Source organism: Ramlibacter sp., from assembly GCA_019635435.1.
GTDB lineage: Bacteria > Pseudomonadota > Gammaproteobacteria > Burkholderiales > Burkholderiaceae_C > JAHBZM01.
On record JAHBZM010000001.1, the window covers coordinates 232160 to 257855 of the forward strand.

Here is a 25696-nt window from a genome sequence, read left to right on the forward strand (position 1 = left end):
ATCAGACTTTCGCCAGCCAGTGGGCGTACTTGGGGTTGCGGCCATTGACGATGTCGAAGAACGCGCTCTGGATTTTCTCGGTGATGGGGCCGCGCGAGCCGGCGCCCAGTTCGATGCGGTCGAGTTCGCGGATGGGCGTCACTTCGGCGGCCGTGCCCGTGAAGAAGGCCTCGTCGCAGATGTAGACCTCGTCGCGCGTGATGCGCTTTTGCACGATCTCCAGGCCCAGGTCCCTGGCGATGTGGAACACGGTGTTGCGGGTGATGCCGTTGAGCGCGCCGGCCGACAGGTCTGGCGTGTAGATCACGCCGTTCTTGATGACAAAGATGTTCTCGCCCGCGCCCTCGCTCACAAAGCCCGAGCTGTCCAGCAGCAGGGCTTCGTCGTAGCCGTCGTCCAGCGCTTCCATGTTGGCGAGGATGGAGTTGGTGTAGTTGCTCACCGCCTTGGCCTGCGTCATGGTGATGTTGACGTGGTGGCGCGTGTAGCTGCTGGTCTTGACGCGGATGCCGCGCTTCAGGCCCTCTTCGCCCAGGTAAGCGCCCCAGGCCCAGGCCGCGACCATCAGGTGGATGGTGTTGCCCTTGGGGCTGACGCCCAGCTTTTGCGAGCCGATCCAGGTCAGCGGGCGCAGGTAGCAGCTTTCCAGCTTGTTCTCGCGCACCACGGCCTTTTGCGCCTCGTTCACTTCTTCCTTCGTGAACGGGATCTTCATGCGCAGGATCTTGGCGCTGTTGAACAGGCGCTCGGTGTGTTCCTCGAGCCGGAAGATCGCGGTGCCGCCGGCGGTGTTGTAGGCCCGCACGCCTTCGAACGCGCCGCAGCCGTAGTGCAGGGTGTGGGTCAGCACGTGGATCTTGGCATCGCGCCAGTCAACCATCTGGCCGTCCATCCAGATCTTGCCGTCACGGTCGGCCATCGAGGGGGCTACGGGGCTCATGAGTGTCCTTTGGGGGTCTGGGTTCGCAAAACCTGCAATTTTACGGGGCCGGCGGTCCGGCTGCCGCGTCGTCGGCCGGGGGCCGCACCAGTTCCCATTTCATCAGCTTGCCGTCAGCGAATTCGCAGGTCACATGCGACTGCGTGCCGTCGGTCCAGCGAAAGACCTCGGGCTGCCCGTCCTTGGGTGAGCGCAGCTCGCCCAGCGACCTGGTCATGGCGATCACATGCAGCAGGGTCACCCCGGGTTTGAGTTTTGCATTGAGCATGACCGCGCTGCCCACATGGCCCACGGGCTGGTTGGCCGCGCGCTTGAGGGCCTGCATCATGCGGTTGAAGTGCAGCAGCAGCCACATCACAATGCCGCCGGCCGCGGCCGCCACGCCCGGCCAGCCATAGGCCTGGTAGGCCGCCGCGACGATCACCACCCCGCCCACGGGCACAACAATTTTCTGGAAATTCATGGCCCGATTGTCTTACGGCGCGGCCCGGCTCAGCCCAGCCCGCGCACCACGTTCATGGCCTCGTCGATGCGGTCCACGGCATGGATGGTCAGGCCCTCGAATTCGCGGCTGCCCTTTTTGGGGGCGTTGGCCTTGGGCACCACGGCCACGCTGAAGCCCAGCTTGGCGGCTTCCTTGAGCCGCTCCTGGCCGCGCGGCGCGGGCCGCACCTCGCCGGCCAGGCCCACTTCGCCAAAGGCCAGGAAGCCCTTGGGCAGCGGCTTGCCGCGCAGGCTTGAGGTAATGGCCAGCATCACGGCCAGATCGGCCGCGGGCTCGCTGATGCGCACCCCGCCCACGGCGTTGACGAACACGTCCTGGTCCATGCAGGCCACGCCCGCGTGGCGGTGCAGCACGGCCAGCAGCATGGCCAGGCGGTCGCGGTCCAGGCCCACGCTAAGGCGGCGCGGGCTGGGGCCACCGCTGTCCACCAGCGCCTGGATTTCCACCAGCATCGGGCGCGTGCCCTCCAGCGTGACCAGCACGCAGCTGCCGGGCACGGGCTCGCTGTGCTGGCTCAGGAAGATGGCACTGGGGTTGCTCACGCCCTTGAGGCCCTTTTCGGTCATGGCGAACACGCCAATCTCGTTGACGGCGCCAAACCGGTTCTTGATGGCGCGCACCAGGCGGAAGCTGCTGTGGGTGTCGCCCTCGAAATACAGCACCGTGTCCACCATGTGCTCCAGCACGCGCGGACCGGCCAGCGTGCCCTCCTTGGTGACATGGCCCACCAGCACCACCGCCGTGCCGCCCGACTTGGCGAACCGCGTGAGGTGGGCCGCGCACTCACGCACCTGCGCCACCGAACCCGGGGCGCTGGTGAGCTGCTCGGAATAAACCGTCTGGATTGAGTCGATCACGGCCACCGCGGGCTGGTTGGCCCCCAGCGTGGCCAGGATTTTTTCAAGCTGGGTTTCGGCCAGCACCTTGACCTGGCTGTTGTCCAGCCCGAGCCGGCGCGAGCGCAGCGCCACCTGGGCGCCCGACTCCTCCCCCGTGACATACAGCGTGGACACCCCGGCGCGCTGCAGTCCGTCCAGCGCCTGCAGCAGCAGCGTGGACTTGCCGATGCCCGGGTCGCCGCCGATCAGCACCACACCGCCTTCGACGATGCCGCCGCCCAGCACGCGGTCCAGCTCGCCGATGGCCGTGGGCGTGCGGTCCACCTCGCTGGCTTCTATGTCGCCCAGCGCCGCCACGGGCGCTGATTTGGCCAGCGAGGCAAAGCGGTTGCGGGCCGGCCCCGCGCTCTCGGCCACGGATTCGATCAGGGTGTTCCAGGCCTGGCAATGCGGGCACTGGCCCATCCAGCGCGGCGCGGTGCCACCGCATTCGGTGCAGGTGTAGACGGTTTTTTCTTTGGCCATGCGGCCGAGTTTAGGGGGCGGCCGGCGCGAACACCCGCAGGCGGTGACCGTCCGGGTCCAGCGCGACGAAGGTGTAGCCAAAGTCCAGCCGCACCGGCGCCTGCAGGATGGGCAGGCCGCGGGCCAGCCAGTCGGCGTGGGTGCTGTCCACGCCGGCGTCGCTGTCCAGCGCCATGGCCACCTCGCCACTGCCGGCGGGCGCGGCGGCCCGGGGCTCGACCGTGTGGCGCGACCACAGGCCCAGCATCACGCCGGAGGCCAGCGCGAACATGGCAAAGGTGGCGGAGGCTTCGACCGGCTCCTGGCCCAGCAACGCGCTGTAGAAACGCGCGCTGGCCAGCGGGTTGTCAACGTAGAGGATGAAGAAATTGGGATGGGACATGAAAAGGCTCCTGGGTTGGGTGGGTTCCGGAGCGCGCTGATGGCCCCGGATGCCGCTGATCCTAGGCCTCATGCTGCCAAATTGTGGCAGTATCAAACGGGTGGCGACTGAATGCCTTCCGCCAGGCGCCAGGCCTTGAGCAGGGCCTGGCGGCGCCGCGGGTAGCGGCCCTCGAGCACCTGAAGCGTGGCAATCCGGTCGGTCCGGAAATGCCGGAACGCCTCGCGCTGTTCGCACCAGGCCACCACCATGCGGACCCGGTCGAAAAAGCCCAGTGCAAACGGCCAGATCACGCGCGAGGTGGTGCGCCCGGCCGCGTCACGGTAGCCGATGCACAGCCTCTGCTCCGCGCGGATGGCGCCGCGGATGGCGGCCAGCTCCCGGTCGCCGGCCGCCTGGGGGTCGGGCGGGCCGACCAGCAGCGCCGCGGAGTCCAGCTCGTGGCGCAGGTCCGGCGGCAGCACGGCGGCGATCTTGGCCATGGCGTTGCGCGCCGCCTGCGCCAGCGCGGCATCGGTGCGCCCGGCCACCCAGCGCGAGCCCAGCACCAGCGCCTCGATCTCCTCGGTGGAAAACATCAGCGGCGGCAGCATGAAACCGGGCCGCAGCACGTAGCCCACACCCGGCTCGCCATCGATGCTCGCGCCCTGGGCCTGCAGCGAGGCGATGTCGCGGTACAGGGTGCGCAGGCTGGTGCCCAGTTCGCGCGCCAGCACCTGGCCACTCACGGGCACCCGGTAGCGGCGCAACACCTGCATGAGCTGGAGCAGTCGTTCGGCGCGGGACATGGAGGGCAGCTGGCAGGATGAAGGAGTGGCTGCCACATTCTGGCAGTGCAGACAGCGCCTCGAGCTCCCACCCCGCATTTACCCTGAGTTCAGTCCCGGGCAATTGAACCTGGGGACGAGATCATTTAATATATTAATTAATCCAGCCATGAGCACACCATTCGTCCACCGCAATCTCCCGCGCCTGCTGCTGCAGGCGCGCGAATCCGTCATGGCGCACACCCGGCCCGGCCTGCGCGAGCACGGCCTGAGCGACCAGCAGTGGCGCGTGCTGCGCGTGCTGGGCGAGCACGGCACGGTGGAGACGGGCCGCGTGGCGCGCGAGGCCTTCATCCTCGGGCCCAGCCTCACGGGCGTGCTCACCCGCATGGAACGCGACGGGCTGATCCGGCGCGAACGCGACCCGGCCGACCAGCGCCGCACGGTGGTGGAGGCCACGGCCAAGGGCCTGAAGCTGGTGGAGAAGCTCTCGCACACGATCGAGGCCCACTACGCCTGGATGGAAAAGTCGCTGGGCAAACAGAAGCTCGCCGAGTTGTATGCGCTGCTCGACGCCCTCATTGAACTGGAGCAACCTTGAGTTTCATGCCCCAAGGCACGGTGTACGGCACCCTGCTGAACTTCCAGGGCGAGGTGGCCCAGTGGGCGGCACGCATGAGCGAGGCGCCCTACAAGGCCCCGCCCCGCGCGCCCGTGCTGTACGTGAAGCCCGCCAACACCTGGAGCGCCGATGGCGCGGCCATTGCCGTGCCCGCGCGCGTGCCCGAGGTGGAGGTGGGCGCCACCGTGGCCATGGTGATGGGAGAGGCCGGCGCCGTGGCGGGCTATGTGCTCATGAACGACCTGTCCGTTCCGCATGCCAGCTTCTTCCGCCCGCCGGTCAAGTTCAAGTGCCTTGATGGCTTCCTGGGCATTGGGGCCAGCTTGGTGCCGCCGGCCGGGGCCGGCGATCCGGACGGCTTCTCGCTGCAGGTGCGCATCAACGGCGCGCTGAAGCAGACGGTCGACTTTTCCACGCTGGTGCGCCCGGCCCCGCAGTTGCTGGCCGACGTGGGCGAATTCATGACGCTGCGCCCCGGTGACGTGCTGATGCTGGGCTGCGACGCCTTGCCCGGGGGCCGCCGGCCGCTGGCCCGCGCGGGCGATCGCATCGAGATCAGCGCGCCGGCATTCGGCACGATGACCCACACCCTGACGGCGGAGGCCGCATGAAGCACGCACGCGTGATCCACCAGGGCACGGCGCACAACGCCACCGAGCGCGACGGGCAGCTGCTGCTGGACAACGGCCAGCTCGTCACCTTCGACGCCGTGACCTGGCTGCCGCCGCTCGCGCCCACGCCGCGCCCGCGCACCATCCTCGCGCTGGGCCTGAACTATGCCGACCACGCCAGGGAGCTGGAGTTCAAGGCGCCTGAAGAGCCGCTGGTGTTCATCAAGGGGGAAGGCACGCTGACCGGCCACCGCCAGTTCACGCGCCGCCCGCCCGATGTGACATTCATGCACTACGAGTGCGAGCTGACCCTGGTGGTCGGCAAGACGGCCCGCCACGTGAAGCGCGACGATGCGTATGACTTCATCGGCGGCTACACCGTGGCCAACGACTACGCCATCCGCGACTACCTGGAGAACTGGTACCGGCCCAACCTGCGCGTGAAGAACCGCGACACCTGCACGCCGCTGGGCCCCTGGCGGGTGGACACGGCCGACGTGCCCAACCCCATGGCGCTGGCCCTGCAGACCACGGTCAATGGCCAGGTCACGCAAAGCGGCAACACGCGCGACATGATTTTTGACGCGCCCTTTCTCATGGAGTACTTCAGCAGCTTCATGACGCTGCAGCCCGGCGACCTGATCCTCACCGGCACGCCCGATGGCGTGGTCGATTGCCGGCCTGGCGACGTGGTCGTGACCACCATCGAAGGCGTGGGCGAACTCATCAACACCATCCAGTAACCATGCAACAAGTCAACCACCTCATCAACGGCAAATCCGTCCCGGGCCCGCGCTACTTTGAAACCTTGAACCCGGCCACGCAGGACGTGCTGGCCGAAGTGGCCGAGGGCGGCGAGGCCGAGGTCCATGCCGCCGTGGCCGCCGCCAGGGACGCCTTCCCCAAATGGGCCGCCACGCCCGCGGCCGAGCGCGCCAGGATCGTCCGCAAACTGGGTGACCTGATTGCGGCCCATGTGCCCGAGATCGCCCAGACCGAGACCAACGACTGCGGCCAGGTGATTGCACAGACCGGCAAGCAGCTGATCCCGCGGGCGGCCGACAACTTCCATTACTTCGCCGAGATGTGCACGCGCGTCGATGGCCACACCTACCCCACGCCCACCCACCTGAACTACACGCTGTTCCACCCCGTGGGCGTGTGTGCGCTGATCAGCCCGTGGAACGTGCCCTTCATGACCGCCACCTGGAAGGTGGCGCCCTGCCTGGCCTTTGGCAACACGGCCGTGCTCAAGATGAGCGAGCTGAGCCCGCTCACGGCCGCGCGCCTGGGCGAGCTGGCGCTGGAGGCCGGCATTCCACCCGGCGTGCTGAACCTGGTGCATGGCTATGGCAAGGACGCGGGCGAGCCCCTGGTCAAGCACCCTGATGTGCGCGCCATCTCGTTCACCGGCTCCACGGCCACGGGCAACCGCATCGTGCAGCAGGCGGGGCTGAAGAAGTTCAGCATGGAGCTGGGCGGCAAGAGCCCCTTCGTGATCTTTGACGATGCCGACCTGGACCGCGCGCTCGACGCCGCCGTGTTCATGATCTTCAGCAACAACGGCGAGCGCTGCACGGCGGGCAGCCGCATCCTGGTGCAGCAAAGCATTTACGCCGACTTCGCCGCGAAGTTTGCCGCGCGCGCGAAGAAGATCCGCGTGGGCGACCCGCTCGATGACAAGACCATCGTCGGCCCCATGATCAGCCAGGGCCACCTGGCCAAGGTGCGCAGCTACATTGAACTCGGCCCCAAGGAGGGCGCGACGATGCTGTGCGGCGGCCTGGGCCAGCCCGACCTGCCGGAGCGCGTCAAAAAGGGCAACTACGTGCTGCCCACCGTATTTGCCGATGTGGACAACCGCATGCGCATTGCCCAGGAGGAAATCTTCGGACCCGTGGCCTGCCTGATCCCGTTCAAGGACGAGGCCGACGCGATCCGCCTGGCCAACGACATCCAGTACGGCCTGTCCAGCTATGTGTGGACCGAGAACCTGGGCCGCGCCCACCGTGTGGCGGCGGCGGTGGAAGCGGGCATGTGCTTCGTCAACAGCCAGAACGTGCGCGATTTGCGCCAGCCGTTTGGCGGCACCAAGGCATCCGGCACGGGGCGTGAGGGCGGCACCTGGAGTTACGAGGTGTTCTGCGAGCCCAAGAACGTGGCGGTGTCTTTGGGGTCGCATCACATTCCGCATTGGGGGGTTTAGTTTGCTGCTCCCTGTTTCACTCCAGCCTGGTCGCGGGAACAGATGGCCAGGGCACTCTGCTCCGCTCATGTCCCCCGGATCGGGCTTCGCCCGATCCTCCTCCTTTACTTCGCTGCGCAGAGCGCCCCACCCATCTGTTCCTGCGAGACATGGCCAGCACGCCAATATCAGCACACACGCCATCCGTCGCAGCGGGTTGGCGGTGGCGGGTGCCTGCCGCAGCGAAGTAAAGGGGGAGACAACGGCGCAGCCGTTGGCGGAGGACATGAGCGGAGGCAGGCACCCGCCACCGCCAACCCGCGGAGCAAAAGCAAAAGCAGAAGCAAAGGCAACAGGAGCACAACCATGGGCAAGCTAGCACTGGCCGCCAAGATCACCCATGTCCCGTCGATGTACCTCAGTGAGCTGGACGGTCCGCGCAAGGGCACGCGGCAGGACGCCATCGATGGCCACCTGGAAATTGACCGGCGCTGCCGCGCAGCCGGCGTGGACACCATCGTGGTGTTTGACACGCACTGGCTGGTCAACGCCAATTACCACATCAACTGCGCGCCGCACTTCAAGGGCCTGTACACCAGCAACGAGCTGCCGCACTTCATCAGCAACATGGGCTTCGAGTTTCCGGGCAACCCGGCCCTGGGCCAGCTGCTGGCCCGGGTGTGCAACGCCTGGGGCGTGGAAACACTGGCCCATGACGCCACCACGCTCAACCCTGAGTACGGCACCCTGGTGCCCATGCGCTACATGAACACCGACCAGCACTACAAGGTGGTGTCGGTGTCGGCGCTGTGCCAAGCGCATTACCTCAACGACAGCGCACGCCTGGGCTGGGCCATTCGCCGCGCCATTGAAGACGAGTACGACGGCACCGTGGCCATCCTTGCCAGCGGCTCGCTCTCGCACCGCTTTGCGCAGAACGGCCTGGCGCCTGAATATGGGTTCCGGATCTGGAGCCCGTTTCTGGAGCACCTGGACCGCGACGTGGTGCGCATGTGGGAGCAGGCCGAATGGAAGGACTTCTGCACCATGCTGCCCGAGTACGCGTCCAAGGGCCATGGCGAAGGCTTCATGCACGACACGGCCATGCTGCTGGGCGCGCTGGGCTGGTCGGACTATGACGGCAAGGCCGAGGTCGTGACGCCCTACTTCGGCGCCTCGGGCACGGGGCAGATCAACGCCATCTTCCCGGTCACGCCGCAGGGCGGCAATGCCATTCCCGCCGCGCAGGCCTCGTCTGCGCAGGGCTACACCAACGTCAACCAGCGGCTCTGAACGCGCTGACGCCATGCCGCACCTCGTCATCCTCTACACCCCCAACGTCGATGCCCTCACCGACATGACGGCGCTGTGCCGTGCGTTGGCCGACACCATGCTCGCGGTGCGCGACGACGAGGGCAAGCAGGTGTTCCCCACGGGCGGCACGCGCGTGCTGGCCTACCCGGCGGCCCACTACGCGGTGGCCGACGGCGGCGCCGCGGGGCTGGCGGCGGGCCGCGGCGACAACTACGCCTTTGTGTACCTGAACCTGCGGATGGGCGCCGGCCGCTCCGACGCTACAAAAAAGAGAGCTGGCGATGCCCTGCTGGCAAGGACTACAGCCCATTTCGACCCATTGATGGCGCAAAACCTCATCGGCATCACCGTGCAGGTGGACGAAAGCCCCGGCCAGGTCTACGACGGCAAGCACAGCAATCTCCACCCCCTGTTCAACAAGAATTGACCATGCTCAGCCCCGAAATCATCGCCAGGCTCGCCGCCGAACTGCACCAGAGCGAGAAGTCCCGCATCCAGGTGGAGCACTTCTCGCGGCGCTACCCGACCATGACCATCGAGGACGGCTACGCGATCTCCCGCGAGTGGATGAAACTCAAGCGCGCCGAGGGGCGCACCGTGCGCGGCCACAAGATCGGCCTGACCTCGCGCGCCATGCAGATCTCCAGCCAGATCGATGAGCCTGACTACGGCACGCTGCTCGATGACATGTTCTTCGAGCCCGGCGACATCCCCGCGGCGCGCTTCATCGCGCCGCGCGTGGAAGTGGAACTGGCCTTTGTGCTCAAGAGCCGGCTGCAGGGCGCCCACGTGAGCATCGACGACGTGCTGGACGCCACCGAGTACGTCACCCCCGCCATCGAGATCATCGACGCGCGCATCGAGCAGTTCGACCGCCACACCAAGGTCATGCGCAAGGTGTTCGACACCATCAGCGACAACGCGGCCAACGCCGGCATCGTGCTGGGCGGCCGCCAGGTCGCGCCGCGCTCGGTGGACCTGCCCTGGTGCGGCGCCATCCTGCGCCAGAACGGCGTGGTGGAAGAAACCGGCCTGGCCGCCGGCGTGCAGGGCCACCCCGCCATTGGCGTGGCCTGGCTGGCCATGAAGCTCGCCCCCTGGGGTGAGTGCCTGCAGCCCGGCCAGGTGGTGCTGGCGGGCTCGTTCACGCGCCCCGTTGCCGCCCAGGCCGGGGACAGCTTCGACGCCGACTACGGCCCGCTGGGCCGGTTCGCATTCCGCTTCACCTGACCCCCTGAAAGGAGAAAAACACCCCCCACCCGTGCCTCGGCCAATTACTTAACATATTCAATATATGCGGGTTGCACACCCGGCAAGGAGACAACACCATGACATCGTTCGTTCTTTTCCTGCGCATCGCCTTCACCTCGCTGGTCACCCTGACGCTGTGGCTGGCCAGCCCCGCATCGGCCCAGCCCGGTGACTTCCCGAACAAGCCCCTGCGCTGGCTGGTGGGTTTCCCCGCCGGTGGGGGCACCGACTTTCTCGCCCGCACCGTGGGGCAGCAACTCTCCCGGCAACTGGGCCAGCCCGTGCTGATCGACAACAAGCCCGGCGCGGCCTCCAGCATTGCCGCCGAGACGGCCGCGCGTTCGCCCGCGGATGGCTACACGCTGCTCACGGGCGACAACGCGGTGCTGGTCTTCAATCCCGTCCTCTACAAGAAACTGGGCTACGACCCCCAGCGCGACTTTGCCCCGCTGGGCCTGATGGCGCGCTTCCCGCTCATCCTTGCGGTCCATCCCGGCAGCGGCATCACCTCGGTCCAGCAGTGGATTCAGGAAGTGAAGAAGGCGCCTGGCCAGTTCAGCTACGCCTCGCCCGGCATCGGCACGCCGCACCACCTGGCCATGGAACTGATCAAGCAGCGCCTGGGACTGTTCATCGTGCATGTGCCCTACCGCGGCGCGGCGCCCGCCGTGCAGGACGTGGCGGGCGGACAGGTGCCGATGATGATTGTTGAAAGCGCCGGCGGCCTGCCCATGATCAAGGCCGGCAAGCTAAGGCCGCTGGCCGTGGTGTCCGCCCGCAGAATGCCCGTGCTGCCTGATGTGCCCACCTTCGCGGAGCTGGGCTACAAGGACCTGGAGGTCTATGCCTGGCAGGGCGTGGTCGTGCCGAAGGCCACACCCAGGGCGATCGTGGACCGGCTGTCAACGGAGTTGCAGAAGGCCGTGTCAACGCCCGAGGTGCGCCGCAAGCTGGTGGAGTTTGGCATGGAGGTCAACCCCAGCGACGCCACCCTCATGACCACCTACATGGCCCTGGAATCCGCCCTGTGGCATCCGCTGATAAGACAAAAGGGTATCAGCGCGGACTGACGCAGAATGTGCGTGATCCATCCAGAATTTTCCCCATGAAACTCCCCCTCAATCCGTTCAAGCAGGCCCTGGCCGAAAAGCGCGCGCAGATCGGCCTCTGGCTGGGCCTGGCCAGCCCCTACAGCACCGAGATCTGCGCCGGCGCCGGCTTTGACTGGCTGCTCATTGATGGCGAACACGCGCCCAATGACATCCACACCATCCTTGCGCAACTGCAGGTGATTGCGGCCTACCCGGGCTCGCACGCGATTGCGCGGGTGCCCATGGGCCACGGCCATCTGGGCCAGGCACTGATCAAGCAGTACCTGGACATCGGCGTGCAGACCCTGCTGGTGCCCATGGTGGATACCGCCGAGCAGGCCGCCACGCTCGTGCAGTCGGCGCGCTACCCGCAGGACGGCGGGGGCGGCGGCGTGCGCGGCATGGGCGGCGCGCGCGCCTCGCGCTGGGGCCGTTACCCGAACTACGCCAGGGAAGCCAACGCCCAGGTCTGCCTGCTGGTGCAGGCCGAGACGCAGACCGCGCTGGACAACCTCGATGCGATTGCCGCCACCGACGGGGTGGACGGCGTGTTCATCGGCCCGGCGGATCTCTCGGCCTCCATGGGCCATGTGGGCAACCCCGGGCATGCCGATGTGCAGGCCGCCATTGCCGACGCGATTGCCCGCATCACCCGCGCGGGCAAGGCCGCCGGCATCCTCACGCCCGACGAGGCGACGGCGCGCAAGTACCTGGCCCTGGGCGCCACCTTTGTGGCGGTGGGGCTGGACACGAACCTGCTGGTCAAGGCCACCAGTGCGCTGGCCGCGGCGTTCAAGTCCACGGCGGCCCCCGCGCCCACCAGCAAGACCTACTGAACGCCATGAGCGACACCCCGCGCAAATTCCGCTCCGCCACGATCTACGAGGGCACCATCCGCGCCACCACGCGCAGCTTTCTGCATGCGCTGGGGCAGGACGAGGATGACATCACCCGCCCGCACATCGGCGTGTTCCACACCGGCGGCGAGATGAGCCCGTGCAACCTCAACCTGCGCGACCAGGCCCAGCACGCCAAGACCGGGGTCTACGCGGCCGGCGGCATGCCGCATGAATGCCCGGTGGTGTCGGTGAGCGACGGCCTGACCATGGCGCATTCGGGCATGCGCTTCTCGCTGATCTCGCGCGAGCTGATCGCCGACAGCGTGGAGGCCTCCACCCGCGGCCACCAGTGGGACGGCATCTTTGCCATCGGCGCCTGCGACAAGAACCTGCCGGGCCTGATGATGGGCATGCTGCGCTGCAATGTGCCTGGCGTTTTTGTGCACGGCGGCTCGGCGCTGCCGGGCCAGATGCCGGGGCCGTACACGCCCGCGGGCCGGGGCCGCGACCTCAACGTGGTCGACACCTACGAGACCATTGGCAAGGTGCTGGCCGGCGACGCCACGCCGGACGAACTCACCCGCATCAGCCAGGCCTGCCTGCCCACGGCCGGTGCCTGCGCCGGCCAGTTCACCGCCAACACCATGGGCATGGTGGGCGAGGCGCTGGGCCTGTCGCCCATCGGCTCGAGCATGGTGCCCGCCGTGTTCAGCGAACGGGCGCCCCTGATGCGCCGCGCCGCCAGAACCTTGATGGCCGCCGTGATGGGCGAGGCCCCGCTGCCGCGCGACATCGTCACGCGCAAGGCGCTGGAGAACGCCTGCGCCGTGGTGTCGGCCACGGGCGGCTCGACCAACGCGGCGCTGCACATCCCGGCCATCGCGCACGAGGCGGGCATCCGCTTTCACCTGGACGACGTGGCCGAGGTGTTCGCCCGCACGCCGCTGATCGGCGACCTGCGCCCCGGCGGCAAATACCTGGCGCGCGACATGTACTACATCGGTGGCGCCCAGGTCGTGATGCAGGAACTGCTGCGCGGCGGCTTTGTGCATGGCGACGCGCTCACCTTCACCGGCCGCACGCTGGCCGAGGAACTGCAGGGCGCCAATGCGCCCGACGGCGAAGTGGTGCGCACGCTCGGGCAGGCGCTGAGCCGCGACGGCGGGCTGGCCGTGCTCAAGGGCAACCTCTGCCCCGATGGCGCGCTGCTCAAGACCGCCGGCCTCAAGACCTTGACGCACACCGGCCCGGCCCGCGTCTTCGAGTGCGAGGAAGACGCCCAGACTGCCGTGCAGCAGATGCGCTATGCGGCGGGTGACGTGATCGTGATCCGTAACGAGGGCCCGCGCGGCAGCCCCGGCATGCGCGAGATGCTGGGCATCACCGCGCTGCTGTATGGCCAGGGCATGGGCGACAAGGTGGCCCTGCTGACCGACGGCCGCTTCTCGGGCGCCACCCGCGGCCTGTGCATTGGCTACGCCGGCCCCGAGGCCGCCGACGGCGGGCCGATTGCCGCGCTGCGCGATGGCGACGTGGTGCGCATCGATGCCCGCGCCGGCACGCTCGGCATCAGCGTGGACCTGACCGCCGACGAGATCCATGCCCGGCTCGCGCAGCGCGTGCCGCGCCCGGCCCCGCGCGGCGGCCTGCTTGAAAAATACGCCGCCAGCGTGCGGCCCGGCCATCAGGGCGCCGTGACCCACTCGGGCGGCGTGGTCTGGCTGCGCGACGACACCTGACTCACCCCCACCATTTCAAGATGGAGACTCCCATGAATGCCGTTCTCAAACCCAACGCCTCGATGCATGCCGACGAATGGCAGGCACGGGTCCAGCTGGCGGCCTGCTACCGCGTGTTTGCCATGCTCGGCTGGACCGAGATGATCTACAACCACATCACCGTGCGCCTGCCCCGCAGCGTGGCGGGTGAGGACAAGCAGTTCCTGATCAACCCCTTCGGCCTGCACTACAGCGAGGTCACGGCCAGCAACCTGCTCAAGATCGACGTCAGGGGCAAGAAGCTGGACGACAACCCCTGGCCCGTGAACCCCGCCGGCTTCACCGTGCATGCCGCCATCCACGAAGGACTGCCCGATGCCCACTGCGTGATGCACACCCACACCACGGCCGGCATCGCCGTGGCCAGCACCCAGGGCGGGCTGGCGCAGAACAATTTCTATTCCGCGCAACTGCACGACCTGGTGGCCTACCACGACTTTGAAGGCATCACCATCCACGCCGACGAGGCGCCGCGGCTGCTGAAGAACATCGGCGGCAAGCCGGTGGTGATCCTGCGCAACCACGGCCTGCTGTCCTGGGGCGCGACGCTGCCGCTGGCCCTGGTGCGGCTGTGGACACTGAACCGCGCCTGCGAAATCCAGGTGGCGCAGGCCGCGCTGGGCCCCGCGATTGCCGTGCCCGAGGCCGTGGCGCGCAAGACCACCCACGACTCGTTCCAGTTCGACGCGCAGTTTGGCGCCGGGCAGGATGTGTTCGACGCGCTGGTCCGGCAGGTGGACCGGATCGACGACAGCTATAAAAACTAGAGCACGCCACGCCCGACTGGCGTGGACTGGAGACCCTTTTGATCAACAAAGTCTGTATTTACGGGGCCGGCGCCATCGGCGGCTGGATCGGGGTGAAGCTCGGGCAGGCCGGCTGCGCCGTGAGCGTGGTCGCGCGCGGCCAGACGCTGGCGGCCATTCAGGCCAACGGCCTGCGGCTGCAGCAGGGCGACGAGACGCAAGCCGTGTCCGTGCAGGCCAGCGCGAACCCGGCGGATCTGGGCGTGCAGGATCTGGTGATCGTCGCCGTCAAGGCCCCGGCCATGGCCGACGTGGCGCAAGCCATTGGCCCGCTGCTGGCTCCCGACACGATGGTGCTCACCGCCATGAACGGCGTGCCCTGGTGGTTCTTTGAAGGGTTTGGCGGCCCGCTGGCCGGCACCCGGCTCAAGGCCGTGGACCCCGAAGGCGCAATTGCCCGCGCCATCCCGGGCCGCCACATCGTGGGCTGCGTGGTGCACGCGAGCTGCTCGCTCAACGGCCCCGGGTTTGTGAAGCACCACTTTGGCAACCGGCTGATCATTGGCGAGCCGTCGGGCGAAAAGACGGCGCGCGTGCAACAGCTGGTGGCGCTGCTCACGCAAGCCGGCCATGAAACCGTGCTCTCGGAGCAGATCCAGAAAGACGCCTGGTACAAGCTGTGGGGCAACATGACCGTCAACCCGGTGAGCGCCATGACCGGCGCGACCACCGACCTCATCCTCAATGACGACCTGGTGCGCGGCTTCATCTCCAGCGTGATGCTAGAAGCGCGCGAGATCGGCGCGCGCATCGGCATCCCGATTGCCGACCAGCCCGAAGACCGGCACCAGATGACGCGCAAGCTCGGCGCCTTCAAGACCTCGATGCTGCAGGACGTGGAGGCCGGCAAGGCGGTGGAGCTGGATGCGCTGGTGACCGTGGTCAGGGAACTGGGCGCGCTGACGGGTGTACCGACACCTTTTACTGACGCGCTGCTCGGCCTGAGCCGCCTGCATGCAAGAGTCCACGGCCTGTATTAGCATCAGCCCCACGCTTGTCACTTCGTGGACTGCGCTGCCCCCCGGGGGGGCCTTCGCGCCTTGGGGCGGCCCGGCGCCGCTCAACACTGCTTTCTAGACCATGACTCAACACCGGGCGCTGAGCGGCGCCGCGTTCGCCACGCTCCTGCTGATCGCCCTGATGATGGGCGCCAACCACGTGGCGGCGCGCATCGCCTTCAACCACGGCGTCGACGTGGCCACGGCCGTGGTGTTTCGCAGCACGGTCACGGCGCTGGTGATCGTGACGCTGCTGGCCCTTCAGGGCGTGCGCGTGCGCTTCACGGCGCGCCACAAGCGCATGCTGCCGGTGATCGGCCTGCTGGTGGGGGTGCAGAGCCTGTGCCTGTACTCCGCCGTGGCCCGCCTGCCCGTGGCGCTGGCGCTGCTGGCCTTCAACACCTATCCGCTGTGGACGGCGTTCTGGTCGGCCGTGGTGTACCGCCAGCGGCCCGAGCGCGCCATGGTGATCGCCATGCCGGTGATCCTCGCTGGCCTGGCGCTGGCGCTGGACGTGTTCGGCGCCGCCTCGGGCCTGGGCGCGGCGGGCCAGTGGGGGCGCATTGGCGTGGGCGTGGCCTTTGCGCTGGCGGCGGCGGCCACCTTCGGCCTGGCCCTGGTGCTCACGCAGCATGAAGCGGGCGATGTCGATGGCCGGGTGCGCACCGCCACCACCATGACCATGGCGGGCCTGGTGGCGCTGGCCACCATCGGCCTGCAGGGCGGGTTTCATCTGCCCAACGCGGCCGCCGGCTGGGGCGGGCTGGCCGCGCTGACCTTTCTTTATGGCACGGCCTTCACCATCATGTTCACCGTGCTGCCCAAGCTCGGCGTGGTCGGCAACTCGGCCATCATGAATGTGGAGCCGGTGTTTGCGCTGGTGCTGGCCTGGCTGATCCTGGGCCAGGCCATCGCGCCGATCCAGATCGTCGGCGCGCTGGTGGTGGTGGGCGCGGTGATGACGCTGGGGCTGCGCAAGCGCTGATCAGTCGCCCGTCACCACCGGCACCCGCGGCGCCAGCGCGCACATCAGCTCATAGCCCACGGTGCCGGCGGCCTGGGCCACGTCATCGATCGGCAGCACGGCGCCGCCGGAGGCACGACCCCACAGCGTCACTTCACTGCCAAAGCCCGCGTCGGGCACCGGCGTCAGGTCCACCGTGATCATGTCCATGCTGACCCGGCCCACCATGCGGGTGCGCACGCCATTGACCAGCACCGGCGTGCCCGTGGTGCAGTGGCGCGGGTAGCCGTCGGCATAGCCGCAGGCCACGATGCCAATGCGCAACGGCGCATCGGCGGTAAAGCTCGAGCCATAGCCCACGGTGTCCCCGGGCTGCAGGTTCTGCACGCCAATCAGCTGGCTGGCCAGCGTCATCGCGCCCTGCAAGTCCCATTGCCCGGCCGAGTGTTCGGGATGGTCCGGCGCACTGCCGTAAATCGCAATGCCCGGGCGGACCCAGTCGGCCCGCACATCGGCCGCCTGGGCGTGGCGCAGCGTGGCAGCGCTGTTGCCCAGGGTGCGCTCACCCGGCAGGTCGCGCGTGGCCTGGGCAAACGCCGCCACCTGGTGGGCAATGCCGCGCGGGCCATCGGCGTCACTGAAGTGGGTCATGAGCGAGATTTCGTCCACCTGCGGCAGCGCGTTCAGGCGCGTCCAGGCACTGCGGTAGACCGAGGGCACAAAGCCCAGACGGTTCATGCCCGAGTTCATCTTCAGGAACACCCGGTGGGGTTGGTGCGTCTTGTGGGTGGCCAGCATGTCGATCTGCTCGCGGCAATGCACGGTGTGCCAGAGGTTCAGGCGCGAACACAGCTCCAGGTCGCGCGGCTCGAACACGCCCTCGAGCAGCAGGATGGGCCCGCGCCAGCCCAGGGCACGCACGCGCTCGGCCTCGGCCAGGTCCAGCAGGGCAAAGCCGTCCGCCGCGCGCAGGCCTTCGAACACCCGCTCGATGCCATGGCCATAGGCATTGGCCTTGACCACGCCCCAGACCTTGGCATCGGGCGCGGCAGTGCGCACCCTGGCCAGGTTGTGGCGCAGCGCGCCGGTGTGGATGGTGGCCTGGATGGGACGGGGCATGGAGGTCGCTCTTTTGCAGTGAACTGTCAAGCGGATTTTGTCATTACCCGCCGTGATATAACGCCCTGTCGTCAGGAGACAGCCTCTATATTGCCCGGCATTAGTTCACCGAATGCCCCAGCCAGACACTCGATGAAGCGCGGTTTTTACACCATCATGTCGGCCCAGTTTTTTTCGTCACTGGCCGACAACGCGCTTTTCGTGGCCGCCGTCGAACTGCTGCGCACCAGCGGCGCCGCCGAGTGGCAGCGCGCCGCCCTGGTGCCGATGTTCGCGCTGTTTTACGTGATCCTGGCGCCGTTCGTGGGGGCCTTCGCCGACGCGCTGCCCAAGGGCAAGGTCATGTTCGTGAGCAACGCCATCAAGGTGGTGGGTTGCGTGATGATGCTGTTTGGCGGCCACCCGCTGCTGTCGTTCGCGGTCGTGGGGCTGGGCGCCGCGGCCTATTCGCCGGCCAAGTACGGCATCCTGACCGAGCTGCTACCGGCCTCGCAACTGGTCAAGGCCAATGGCTGGATCGAGGGGCTGACCATCGCGTCCATCATCCTGGGCATCCTGCTGGGCGGCCAGCTGGTGAGCCACGCGGTGTCAAGCCACCTGCTGTCGTTTGACTTTCCCTTCATCGACACCAACATCGACACCCCGCCCGAGGCAGCCATCGCCGTGCTGATCTTCATCTACGCGCTGGCGGCCTGGTTCAACACCCGCATCCCGCACACCGGCGTGGAAATGCGCGCCATGCCGCGCAACCTGCTGGAGCTGGTGCCCGACTTCTGGACCTGCAACTCGCGTCTGTGGCATGACAAGCTCGGGCAGATTTCGCTGGCCACGACCACGCTGTTCTGGGGCGTGAGCGGCAACCTGCGCTACATCATCCTGGCCTGGAGCGCGGCGGCGCTGGGCTACAGCACCACCCAGGCCTCTTCACTGTCGGGGGTGGTGGCCATCGGCACGGCCGTGGGCGCGGTGCTGGCGTCCATGCGCATGAAACTGGACACCGCCACCCGCGTGATCCCGCTGGGCATCGGCATGGGGCTGCTGGTGATTTTCATGAATTTCATCGGCAATGTCTGGGTGGCCGCGCCCTTCCTCATCCTGCTGGGCGGGCTGGGCGGCTTCCTGGTGGTGCCGATGAACGCGCTGCTGCAGCACCGGGGCCACAACCTCATGGGAGCCGGCCGGTCCATCGCGGTGCAGAACTTCAACGAGCAGGCCTGCATCCTGGGGCTGGGCGCGTTCTACAGCCTGTCCACGGGCATGGGCCTGTCGGCCTTCGGCGCGATCACCGCCTTTGGCGTGCTGGTGGCAGGCTTCATGTGGCTGATCAAGCGCTGGCACGCCTCCAATTGCGTGAAGCACCGCGCCGAGGTCGAGCACCTGCTGGAAGTGGCGCGCCACGACAACCTGCATGGGTGACGCGGCCCGCAGCGGCGCGCGGCGGCACCCTCCGGACACGCCCGGTCCATGAGCCCCCTGTTGCCCGTCGCGGCATTGATGCTCAACGCGCTGGTGTGGGGCCTGTCGTGGTGGCCGTTCCGCGCGCTGGAAGGTCACGGCCTGCACCCTTTGTGGTCCACGGCGCTGATCTACGCCTTCTCGCTGGTCTGCCTGCTGCTGGCGCGGCCGGGGGCCTGGAGCGCGTTTGCCCGACACCCGCTGCTGTGGCTGCTGGCCGCCGCGGCCGGGCTCACCAATGTGGGCTTCAACTGGGCCGTGACGGTGGGCGACGTGGTGCGCGTGGTGCTGCTGTTCTACCTGATGCCCGCCTGGAGCGTGCTGCTGGCCTGGCCGCTGCTGGGCGAAAAACCCACGGCAGGTTCCCTGCTACGCCTGCTGCTGGCGCTGACCGGCGTGGTGGTGGTGCTCAAGACCGGCAACACGCCCTGGCCCGTTCCCGAAGGCCTGGCCGACTGGCTGGCCCTGATGGGCGGCTTCAGCTTCGCGCTCACCAACATCCTGCTGCTCAAGCTCAGCCCGGTGCCGGCGGCCTCGCGCGTGCTGGCCATGTTTGCCGGCGGCGCGCTCATGGCCAGCCTCACGGCCGCCGCCGGCATGGCCCAGGGGCTGGTGACCGCGCCACCCGCGCCCGCGCTGCCCTGGCTGGCCGTGGCTTTGGCGCTGGGCCTGGCCTTTCTGGTGGGCAACCTGTGCCTGCAGTACGGGGCCTCCCGCCTGGCGGCGCACACCACGGCGCTGGTCATGTTGTCGGAGGTGGTGTTTGCCAGCGTCTCGTCGGTGGCGGCCGGGGCCGCCCAGCTCACCAGCCGCACGCTGCTGGGCGGCGCGCTGATCCTGCTGGCCGCGGGTTGGTCGGCCTGGCCCGCGCGCCCGCCGGGCTGACCCCATCCGTCACGGCGCCCGCAGGGGCTTGCAGGCCGTGGTACCTTGCATCCACTGCATTCCGGGAGTTTTCCATGACCACTGTCTACGACTTTGAAGCCGCGCAGATCGACGGCAAGCGCGTCAAGCTGTCCAGATACAAGGGCAAGGCCCTGCTGATCGTCAACACCGCAAGCGCCTGCGGCTTCACGCCGCAGTTTGGCGGGCTCGAGGAACTTCACCAGACCTATGGCAAGAAGGGCCTGGTGGTGCTGGGCTTCCCGTGCAACCAGTTCGGCGCCCAGGACCCGGGCAGCAATGAGGAGATTGCCGGGTTCTGCCAGCTCAACTACGGCGTGAGCTTTCCGATGATGGCCAAGATCGACGTCAATGGGCCCGGGGCCGACCCGCTGTACCAGTGGCTCAGCTCGGAGGCGCCGGGCCTGCTGGGCAGCAAGGCCATCAAGTGGAACTTCACCAAGTTCCTGATCGGCAAGGACGGCCAGGTGCTCAAGCGCTTTGCCCCCCAGGATGCCCCGGCCGCGCTGGCGAAGGATATCGAGGAAGCACTGGCCGCAGCCGCTTGAGCCCGAACAGCGGCCGCAGCCAGGCGCTGCGCCGCACGATGGCGGTGACGCCCCAGCAGCCCAGCACCGTGCCGGCCACCAGCAGCGTGGGTTCCAGCACCGGCCCCAGGGCCAGCGGCGCCAGGCCCACGGCCAGCACGATGATGAAGGTCTGGTGCAGCATGTACCACGGGTAGACCGATTCGTTGGCCCAGTTCAGCCAGGGCCAGGGGCGGTTGAGCTTGCGGTGGGCCCAGCCCAGCACGGCGACCAGGGTGGTCCACAGGTACAGGTCGGCCACCAGCCGCAGCAGCAGGCGCGGTGCGCCAGGGGACTCCAGCGGCAGCGCTTCGCGCAAGCCCGTGAAGGCCACCAGCAGGGCGGCGGACAGCCCCAGCGCCAGCCAGCGCAGGCGCATGAGTGCGGCCCAGACGCCCTGGTCCAGACCCATCCAGAAGCCGTAGAGAAACAGCGTGAAGTACACCGCATGGACCCAGCCGTCGTGCAGCAGGTCATGGGTGACCGGAAAGTGCGGCCAGAGCGTGAACGAGTACAGCATCAGCGGCAGGGTGGGCACCAGCAGCAGGCCGGCGCCACGCAGGCCGTTGAAGGCGCGCCGCAGGCGCTGGCCGGGCGCCGAATCCAGCAGCGGCAGCAGCGCCGCCAGCACCAGGGTGTAGACCCACAGGTAGGCCAGGTACCAGAGATGGTTCCAGGTGACGCCTTCGCGCCAGCCATCGAAGGCGCCGCGCGGCCACGGCCCGCCGCTGTAGTAGCGCAGCAGGAAGTCACCGAAGCCCGGCGCCACCAGGCCGTTGGCCACGCCCTGCGCATAGGGCTGGTAGGGCACGATCACGGCCATGCCAAAGGCCAGCGGCAGCACCAGGCGCCAACTGCGCAGCCGCACCAGCGCGCCCGCGGTGCGGCCGCGCCGCAGAAAGCCGAACGCCAGGCCCGAGATCAAGAACACCAGGTCCATGCGCCAGAGGTTCAGCGCCCGCATCGGGGCCTGCAGCCAGCCGGCGGCGTGCGGGCTCTTGAGGTGCCAGCCCCAATCAGCGACGTAGTACATCGCCACGTGGTACAGGATGACCAGGGCAAAAGCCAGGGCGCGCAGGGCGTCGATGTCGTGGCGGCGGTTCATGGGCGGCTCCGGGAGTGGACAGGGCCGCGATGATCAGCCGGACAGCCTCTGGCCAGGTGCCCGATGGGACGAACCCGCCGGTTTTTGTGACGAGCGGCGGCGACCGGGGACGAACTCCGTAGCCGCCGGCCCTAGACTCTGGCCCCATGACCGACAGCGTCACCATCTGGCTTCGCCGCTACCAGCCCTATCGCCGCCGGGCCGAGGTGGCTTTCTGGGTGGTGGTGCTGGGGCTGAATGCTGCCTTCAACAGCGCGGTGGCGTGGATGGACCTGCGCCGCAGCCGCCCGGACGTGCAGGCCTGGGAGCCGGTGCTGTGGGAAGTGTCGAGCGTTCTGGTGCTGGGCCTGATGGTCCCGGCGCTGATCGCCTTCGAGCGGCGCTACCCGCTGCGCTGGGAGCGGCTGCCGCGCCACCTGGGCGCGCACCTCGTGGCCAGCGTGGTGTTCTGCGCGGCCCACATGGCATTGATGTTTGCGCTGCGCTACCCCGTCTACGCGCTGGTGGGCGCCACCTACCGGCCGGGCCCCTGGCTGACCCAGTTCGGCTACGAGTACCTCAAAGACGTTCGCAGTTACGCCACCCTGCTGCTCACGGTGCTGGGCTACCGGCTGCTGCTGCTGCGGGCGCAGGGCGAGGCCAGGGTGCTGGACCCGGCCGAGGCGCCCGCCGGCGAAGCACCCGCGCCACCCACGCCGACCGTGGCGACGCGGCCCGAGCGCTTCCTGGTGCGCAAGCTGCGCAAGGAGTTCCTGGTGGCGGCGGCCGACATCGAATGGCTGCAGGCCCAGGGCAACTATGTGGCCCTGCATGTGCACGGCCACGACTACCTGCTGCGCTCGACGTTGTCGGACTTCATGGCGCAGCTGGACCCGGCGCGCTTCGCGCGGGTGCACCGCAGCCATGTGGTGAACCTGGACCGGATTGCCGAAATCGAGCCCACCGATGGCGGGGATGCGGTGCTGCGCATGAAGGACGGCTCCACGGTGCCGTGCAGCCGGCGCTACCGTGACGCGCTGGCCGGCCCCGCGCCCGGCTGAGGGGCTCTGGCGCTGCGCGGGGCTGCCGCGTTCAGCATGCCCAGCCCTGCTCGCGCGCCCTCGCCTCGTCCAGCCGCACCAGGTCGGCCAGCGTGCGCCCGGGCTCGTCGCGAAAGCGCTCCTCGAGCCGCCGCACGTAGGTGATGCGGTCCACCCGGAAGCTGCGGAAGTCCTCGCGGCTTTCGCACCAGGCCGCGAGCGTCCAGACCTTGCCCCAGTAGAAGCAGCCCAGCGGGCGCAGCGTGCGCTCGCTGGCCTTGTCGCTCAGGTCACGGTACTGGATGAAGACCTTGCAGCGCGCCTGCACTGCCTCGCGCAGGGTCTGCAATGTGCGCTGGGCCGGCGGGCCCAGGCCACCGCCGGAAGCAAACACCGCCAGGGCCTCGGCGGCCGCGCGCGCGTCGCCCGGCAGCACCGACATGATCTTGCCCAGCGCGTCCTGGGCGCTTTGCGCCAGCGCCGGGTCGAGCCAGACCTGGGCCACGCGCACCGAAGCCACCAGCGCCTTGGCTTCGTCCTGGGTGAACATCATGGGCGGCAGGTCGAAGCCCGCGCCCAGCCGGTAGCCCACCCCGGCCTCGCCCTCGATCGGCACGCCCTGGTGCTGCAGGTCGGCCACGTCGCGGTAGATGGTGCGCTCGGACACTTCCATGCGCTGGGCCAGGAAGGCGGCCGTGGTCAGGCGCCGCCCGCGGATGAGCTGGATGATGTGGAACAGGCGGTCGGCGCGGCGCATGGACATGAAGGGGTCAATGGGAGCGGGTGGGCGGTGTGACGTCCGGCCCCGGGGAAACGGGAAGCCAACATTCTGGACCGATTCGCGTCAGGAGCTGTCAGTAGTGTGGCGCCCGCGCGCAGGCAGCTGACAGGACTCTAGAATGACCGCTCCCATGACCCAGCCCACCGGCCCGACCTTCCAGCGCATCGAGGAGGTGCCGTTCGCGGCGTTCGAGCAGGGCGGCCACATCGCCGGGCGGCGCACGCCGCTGCTGGTCAAGGGCGCGGTGCGGCACTGGCCCGCCTGGGACCGCTGGTCTTTTGACCACCTGGCCGACCTGTGCGAGGACCGCCCCGAACCCATCACGGCGCGGTTCCAGACCGGCCTGACCGAACAGGGCGCCACGCGCCAGGCGCGTCACCTGCCCGTGGCACCGTACCTGCGCGAGCTGGGCCGGCAGGCCGTGGCCCAGGGCGGCAACGGTGCGACGCTGGCGCCCTACCCACCCTCCACCACCGAAGTTCCGGGCCAGCGCTTTACGCTGGACTGGTCGCGCATGAACTTCACGCCCGACCGCCTGTACCTGCAGCAGTGGGACATGCTGGCGGCGCTGCCCGCGCTGCGCCGGGACTTTCCGCTGCGCCGGCTGTGGCCCGGCGGGCGCCTGACCTGGGAGTACGTGTTCATGGGCCCGGCCAACACGCTGTCCGGCCTGCACTTTGACTTTCCCAACAACTGGTTTTGCCAGGTGCGCGGCACCAAGGAGTTCATCCTGTTCGGGCCCGAGCAGACCCCGCACCTGAGCGTGGCCCGCAAGTACGACTGGGGCGCCACGCTGAGCGAGGTGGACATCGCCCGGCTCGACCAGCAGCCCGCCGTGCGCGACCGGTTTGCCCGGGCGCATGGGATCTATGCCCGGGTCGAGGCGGGTGACGCGCTGTACATCCCGCGGCGCACCTGGCACGCGGTGGTGTCGCTGACCCCGTCGATCAGCATCGGCATCTTCGGGCTCACGCCCTTCGAGGTGGCCACGGGCGGCAGCCTGGCCACGATCCAGGACGGCCTGCACCGCGCGCGGCTGTACCGCTGGGGCCATTGCACCTGCCACCCGGCGCGGCCTTCCGCCGCCTAGGCCGCGAGCGCGCTGTCCAGCAGCTCGACCCAGTGCTTCACGGGCGTGGCCGTGCCGCTTTGCAGGTGGGTGATGCAGCCGATGTTGGCGCTCACAATGACCTCGGGCGCCTGCGCCGCCAGCTGGCCCAGTTTGCGGTCGCGCAAGGGGTAGGCCAGCTCGGGCTGGAGCACGCTGTAGGTGCCCGCGGAGCCGCAGCACAGGTGCGATTCATTGAGCGCCACCCGCACCTGGAAGCCCAGTGCGCCCAGGTGCTTCTCGACGCCACCGCGCAGCTGCTGGCCATGCTGCAGCGTGCAGGGCGGGTGAAAGACCAGTGGCGGCGCGGTCTGCTTCACGCGCGCGGCCAGCCCGGGGCGGGCAGCCTGCAGCGCGGCGCCCAGCTCGGGCAGCAGCTCGCTCAGGTCGCGCGTCAGCGCGCTGATGCGCGCCGCGCGCGCCGCGTAGGCCGGGTCGTGGCGCAGCAGGTGGCCGTATTCCTTGACGGTCACGCCGCAGCCCGAGGCGTTCATCACGATCGCCTCCACGCCGGCCTCCACCTCGGGCCACCAGGCATCGACATTGGCGCGCATCTGGGCCAGCCCGCCGTCCTGGTCGTTGAGGTGGAATTTGACCGCGCCGCAGCAGCCGGCCGCGGGCGCGACCACGGCCTCGATGCCCGCGGCGTCCAGCACGCGCGCGGTCGCGCTGTTGATGTTGGGCATCATGGCCGGCTGCACGCAGCCGGCCAGCATCAGCATTTTGCGCGGGTGGCGGGTGGCGGGCCAGGCCCCGGCGTCCTGCGGCGCGGGCACCTTGGCCTTGAGGCTTTCGGGCAACAGCCCGCGCACCGCCTGGCCCAGCTTCATGGCCGGGCCGAACAGCGGTGACGGCAGGCCTTCCTTGAGCAGCCAGCGGGTGGCGCGCTCGACCGGCGGGCGCGGCACCCTGGCATCGACCAGCTTGCGGCCGATGTCCACCAGGTGGCCGTATTGCACGCCGCTCGGGCAGGTGCTCTCGCAGTTGCGGCAGGTCAGGCAGCGGTCCAGGTGCAGCTGGGTCTTGCGCGTGGGTGCCTCGCCCTCGAGCACCTGCTTCATGAGGTAGATGCGCCCGCGCGGCCCGTCGAGCTCGTCGCCCAGCAACTGGTAGGTCGGGCAGGTGGCGGTGCAGAAGCCGCAGTGCACGCACTTGCGCAGGATGGCCTCGGCCTCCTGGCCTTCGGCGGTGTCCCGGTACTCGGGCGCGAGATGGGTTTGCAT

At 68.6% G+C, this 25696-nt stretch carries 27 protein-coding genes; 18 read left to right on the forward strand and 9 right to left on the reverse strand.

Annotated elements, in window-relative coordinates; genetic code table 11:
* Nucleotide 1 precedes the first annotated feature (1 nt).
* The 5 genes from KF796_01135 to KF796_01155 form a co-directional block, all read right to left on the reverse strand.
* Nucleotides 2-940 carry a branched-chain amino acid transaminase gene (locus KF796_01135; protein ID MBX3585217.1) on the reverse strand — a complete coding sequence of 313 codons (939 nt, stop codon included), beginning with the start codon at nt 938-940 and terminating at the stop codon, nt 2-4.
* A gap of 40 nt (nt 941-980) precedes the next feature.
* Nucleotides 981-1403 (reverse strand): glycerate kinase, encoded by a 423-nt coding sequence (locus KF796_01140; GenBank protein ID MBX3585218.1) that lies wholly within the window; start codon nt 1401-1403, stop codon nt 981-983.
* A gap of 29 nt (nt 1404-1432) precedes the next feature.
* Nucleotides 1433-2809 carry a DNA repair protein RadA gene (gene radA / locus KF796_01145; GenBank protein ID MBX3585219.1) on the reverse strand — a complete coding sequence of 459 codons (1377 nt, stop codon included), beginning with the start codon at nt 2807-2809 and terminating at the stop codon, nt 1433-1435.
* A 10-nt stretch (nt 2810-2819) separates the two neighbouring features.
* Nucleotides 2820-3191, reverse strand: coding sequence for a VOC family protein (locus KF796_01150; GenBank protein ID MBX3585220.1), 372 nt, complete (start codon nt 3189-3191; stop codon nt 2820-2822).
* 92 nt (nt 3192-3283) lie between these two features.
* Nucleotides 3284-3979: a YafY family transcriptional regulator gene (locus KF796_01155; protein MBX3585221.1), complete on the reverse strand. Its 696-nt coding sequence runs from the start codon at nt 3977-3979 to the stop codon at nt 3284-3286.
* Between the two features lie 148 nt (nt 3980-4127).
* On the opposite strand from KF796_01155, the gene hpaR reads away from it, so the two are divergent.
* From hpaR to KF796_01220, 13 genes are all read left to right on the forward strand, one after another.
* Complete coding sequence (gene hpaR, locus KF796_01160; protein MBX3585222.1) at nt 4128-4559, forward strand: homoprotocatechuate degradation operon regulator HpaR; 432 nt, start codon at nt 4128-4130, stop codon at nt 4557-4559.
* 5 nt (nt 4560-4564) lie between these two features.
* Nucleotides 4565-5191, forward strand: coding sequence for a fumarylacetoacetate hydrolase family protein (locus tag KF796_01165; GenBank protein ID MBX3585223.1), 627 nt, complete (start codon nt 4565-4567; stop codon nt 5189-5191).
* Nucleotides 5188-5934, forward strand: coding sequence for a fumarylacetoacetate hydrolase family protein (locus KF796_01170; protein ID MBX3585224.1), 747 nt, complete (start codon nt 5188-5190; stop codon nt 5932-5934). Before KF796_01165 ends, KF796_01170 begins: the two co-directional genes overlap by 4 nt.
* A gap of 2 nt (nt 5935-5936) precedes the next feature.
* Complete coding sequence (gene hpaE, locus KF796_01175) at nt 5937-7397, forward strand: 5-carboxymethyl-2-hydroxymuconate semialdehyde dehydrogenase (protein MBX3585225.1); 1461 nt, start codon at nt 5937-5939, stop codon at nt 7395-7397.
* 345 nt (nt 7398-7742) lie between these two features.
* On the forward strand, nt 7743-8669 hold the full coding sequence (gene hpaD, locus KF796_01180) for a 3,4-dihydroxyphenylacetate 2,3-dioxygenase (protein MBX3585226.1): 927 nt from the start codon (nt 7743-7745) through the stop codon (nt 8667-8669).
* Between the two features lie 13 nt (nt 8670-8682).
* On the forward strand, nt 8683-9117 hold the full coding sequence (locus KF796_01185) for a 5-carboxymethyl-2-hydroxymuconate isomerase (protein ID MBX3585227.1): 435 nt from the start codon (nt 8683-8685) through the stop codon (nt 9115-9117).
* Between the two features lie 2 nt (nt 9118-9119).
* Nucleotides 9120-9920 carry a 2-oxo-hepta-3-ene-1,7-dioic acid hydratase gene (hpaH, locus tag KF796_01190; protein ID MBX3585228.1) on the forward strand — a complete coding sequence of 267 codons (801 nt, stop codon included), beginning with the start codon at nt 9120-9122 and terminating at the stop codon, nt 9918-9920.
* Between the two features lie 98 nt (nt 9921-10018).
* Nucleotides 10019-11011: a tripartite tricarboxylate transporter substrate binding protein gene (locus KF796_01195; protein MBX3585229.1), complete on the forward strand. Its 993-nt coding sequence runs from the start codon at nt 10019-10021 to the stop codon at nt 11009-11011.
* Between the two features lie 35 nt (nt 11012-11046).
* Nucleotides 11047-11868, forward strand: coding sequence for an HpcH/HpaI aldolase/citrate lyase family protein (locus tag KF796_01200; protein ID MBX3585230.1), 822 nt, complete (start codon nt 11047-11049; stop codon nt 11866-11868).
* Nucleotides 11869-11873: 5 nt separating this feature from the next.
* Nucleotides 11874-13610, forward strand: a complete 1737-nt coding sequence (locus KF796_01205; protein MBX3585231.1) for a dihydroxy-acid dehydratase — start codon at nt 11874-11876, stop codon at nt 13608-13610.
* Between the two features lie 32 nt (nt 13611-13642).
* Nucleotides 13643-14416 (forward strand): class II aldolase/adducin family protein, encoded by a 774-nt coding sequence (locus KF796_01210; GenBank protein ID MBX3585232.1) that lies wholly within the window; start codon nt 13643-13645, stop codon nt 14414-14416.
* A 41-nt stretch (nt 14417-14457) separates the two neighbouring features.
* Nucleotides 14458-15435: a 2-dehydropantoate 2-reductase gene (locus tag KF796_01215; GenBank protein ID MBX3585233.1), complete on the forward strand. Its 978-nt coding sequence runs from the start codon at nt 14458-14460 to the stop codon at nt 15433-15435.
* Nucleotides 15436-15535: 100 nt separating this feature from the next.
* On the forward strand, nt 15536-16438 hold the full coding sequence (locus KF796_01220) for a DMT family transporter (GenBank protein MBX3585234.1): 903 nt from the start codon (nt 15536-15538) through the stop codon (nt 16436-16438).
* Here KF796_01220 and alr read toward each other — a convergent pair whose 3' ends face one another.
* Entirely contained in the window at nt 16439-17536 is a 1098-nt protein-coding gene (gene alr / locus KF796_01225; GenBank protein ID MBX3585235.1) for an alanine racemase, read from the reverse strand.
* Nucleotides 17537-17668: 132 nt separating this feature from the next.
* Here alr and lplT point away from each other — a divergent pair, with 132 nt between their 5' ends.
* The 3 genes from lplT (at nt 17669) to KF796_01240 (ending at nt 20442) form a co-directional block, all read left to right on the forward strand.
* Nucleotides 17669-18952, forward strand: coding sequence for a lysophospholipid transporter LplT (lplT, locus tag KF796_01230; protein MBX3585236.1), 1284 nt, complete (start codon nt 17669-17671; stop codon nt 18950-18952).
* A gap of 48 nt (nt 18953-19000) precedes the next feature.
* Nucleotides 19001-19876, forward strand: coding sequence for a DMT family transporter (locus tag KF796_01235; GenBank protein MBX3585237.1), 876 nt, complete (start codon nt 19001-19003; stop codon nt 19874-19876).
* A gap of 74 nt (nt 19877-19950) precedes the next feature.
* Entirely contained in the window at nt 19951-20442 is a 492-nt protein-coding gene (locus KF796_01240; GenBank protein ID MBX3585238.1) for a glutathione peroxidase, read from the forward strand.
* On the opposite strand, the gene KF796_01245 is transcribed toward KF796_01240, so the two are convergent.
* On the reverse strand, nt 20366-21565 hold the full coding sequence (locus KF796_01245) for an acyltransferase (protein ID MBX3585239.1): 1200 nt from the start codon (nt 21563-21565) through the stop codon (nt 20366-20368). The two genes, KF796_01240 and KF796_01245, sit on opposite strands and share 77 nt — an antisense overlap.
* A gap of 146 nt (nt 21566-21711) precedes the next feature.
* On the opposite strand from KF796_01245, the gene KF796_01250 reads away from it, so the two are divergent.
* Entirely contained in the window at nt 21712-22605 is an 894-nt protein-coding gene (locus tag KF796_01250; GenBank protein ID MBX3585240.1) for a LytTR family transcriptional regulator, read from the forward strand.
* 31 nt (nt 22606-22636) lie between these two features.
* On the opposite strand, the gene KF796_01255 is transcribed toward KF796_01250, so the two are convergent.
* Entirely contained in the window at nt 22637-23341 is a 705-nt protein-coding gene (locus tag KF796_01255) for a YafY family transcriptional regulator (protein MBX3585241.1), read from the reverse strand.
* Between the two features lie 142 nt (nt 23342-23483).
* On the opposite strand from KF796_01255, the gene KF796_01260 reads away from it, so the two are divergent.
* On the forward strand, nt 23484-24455 hold the full coding sequence (locus KF796_01260) for a cupin-like domain-containing protein (GenBank protein MBX3585242.1): 972 nt from the start codon (nt 23484-23486) through the stop codon (nt 24453-24455).
* On the opposite strand, the gene glcF is transcribed toward KF796_01260, so the two are convergent.
* Nucleotides 24452-25696 (reverse strand): glycolate oxidase subunit GlcF, encoded by a 1245-nt coding sequence (gene glcF, locus KF796_01265; GenBank protein MBX3585243.1) that lies wholly within the window; start codon nt 25694-25696, stop codon nt 24452-24454. The two genes, KF796_01260 and glcF, sit on opposite strands and share 4 nt — an antisense overlap.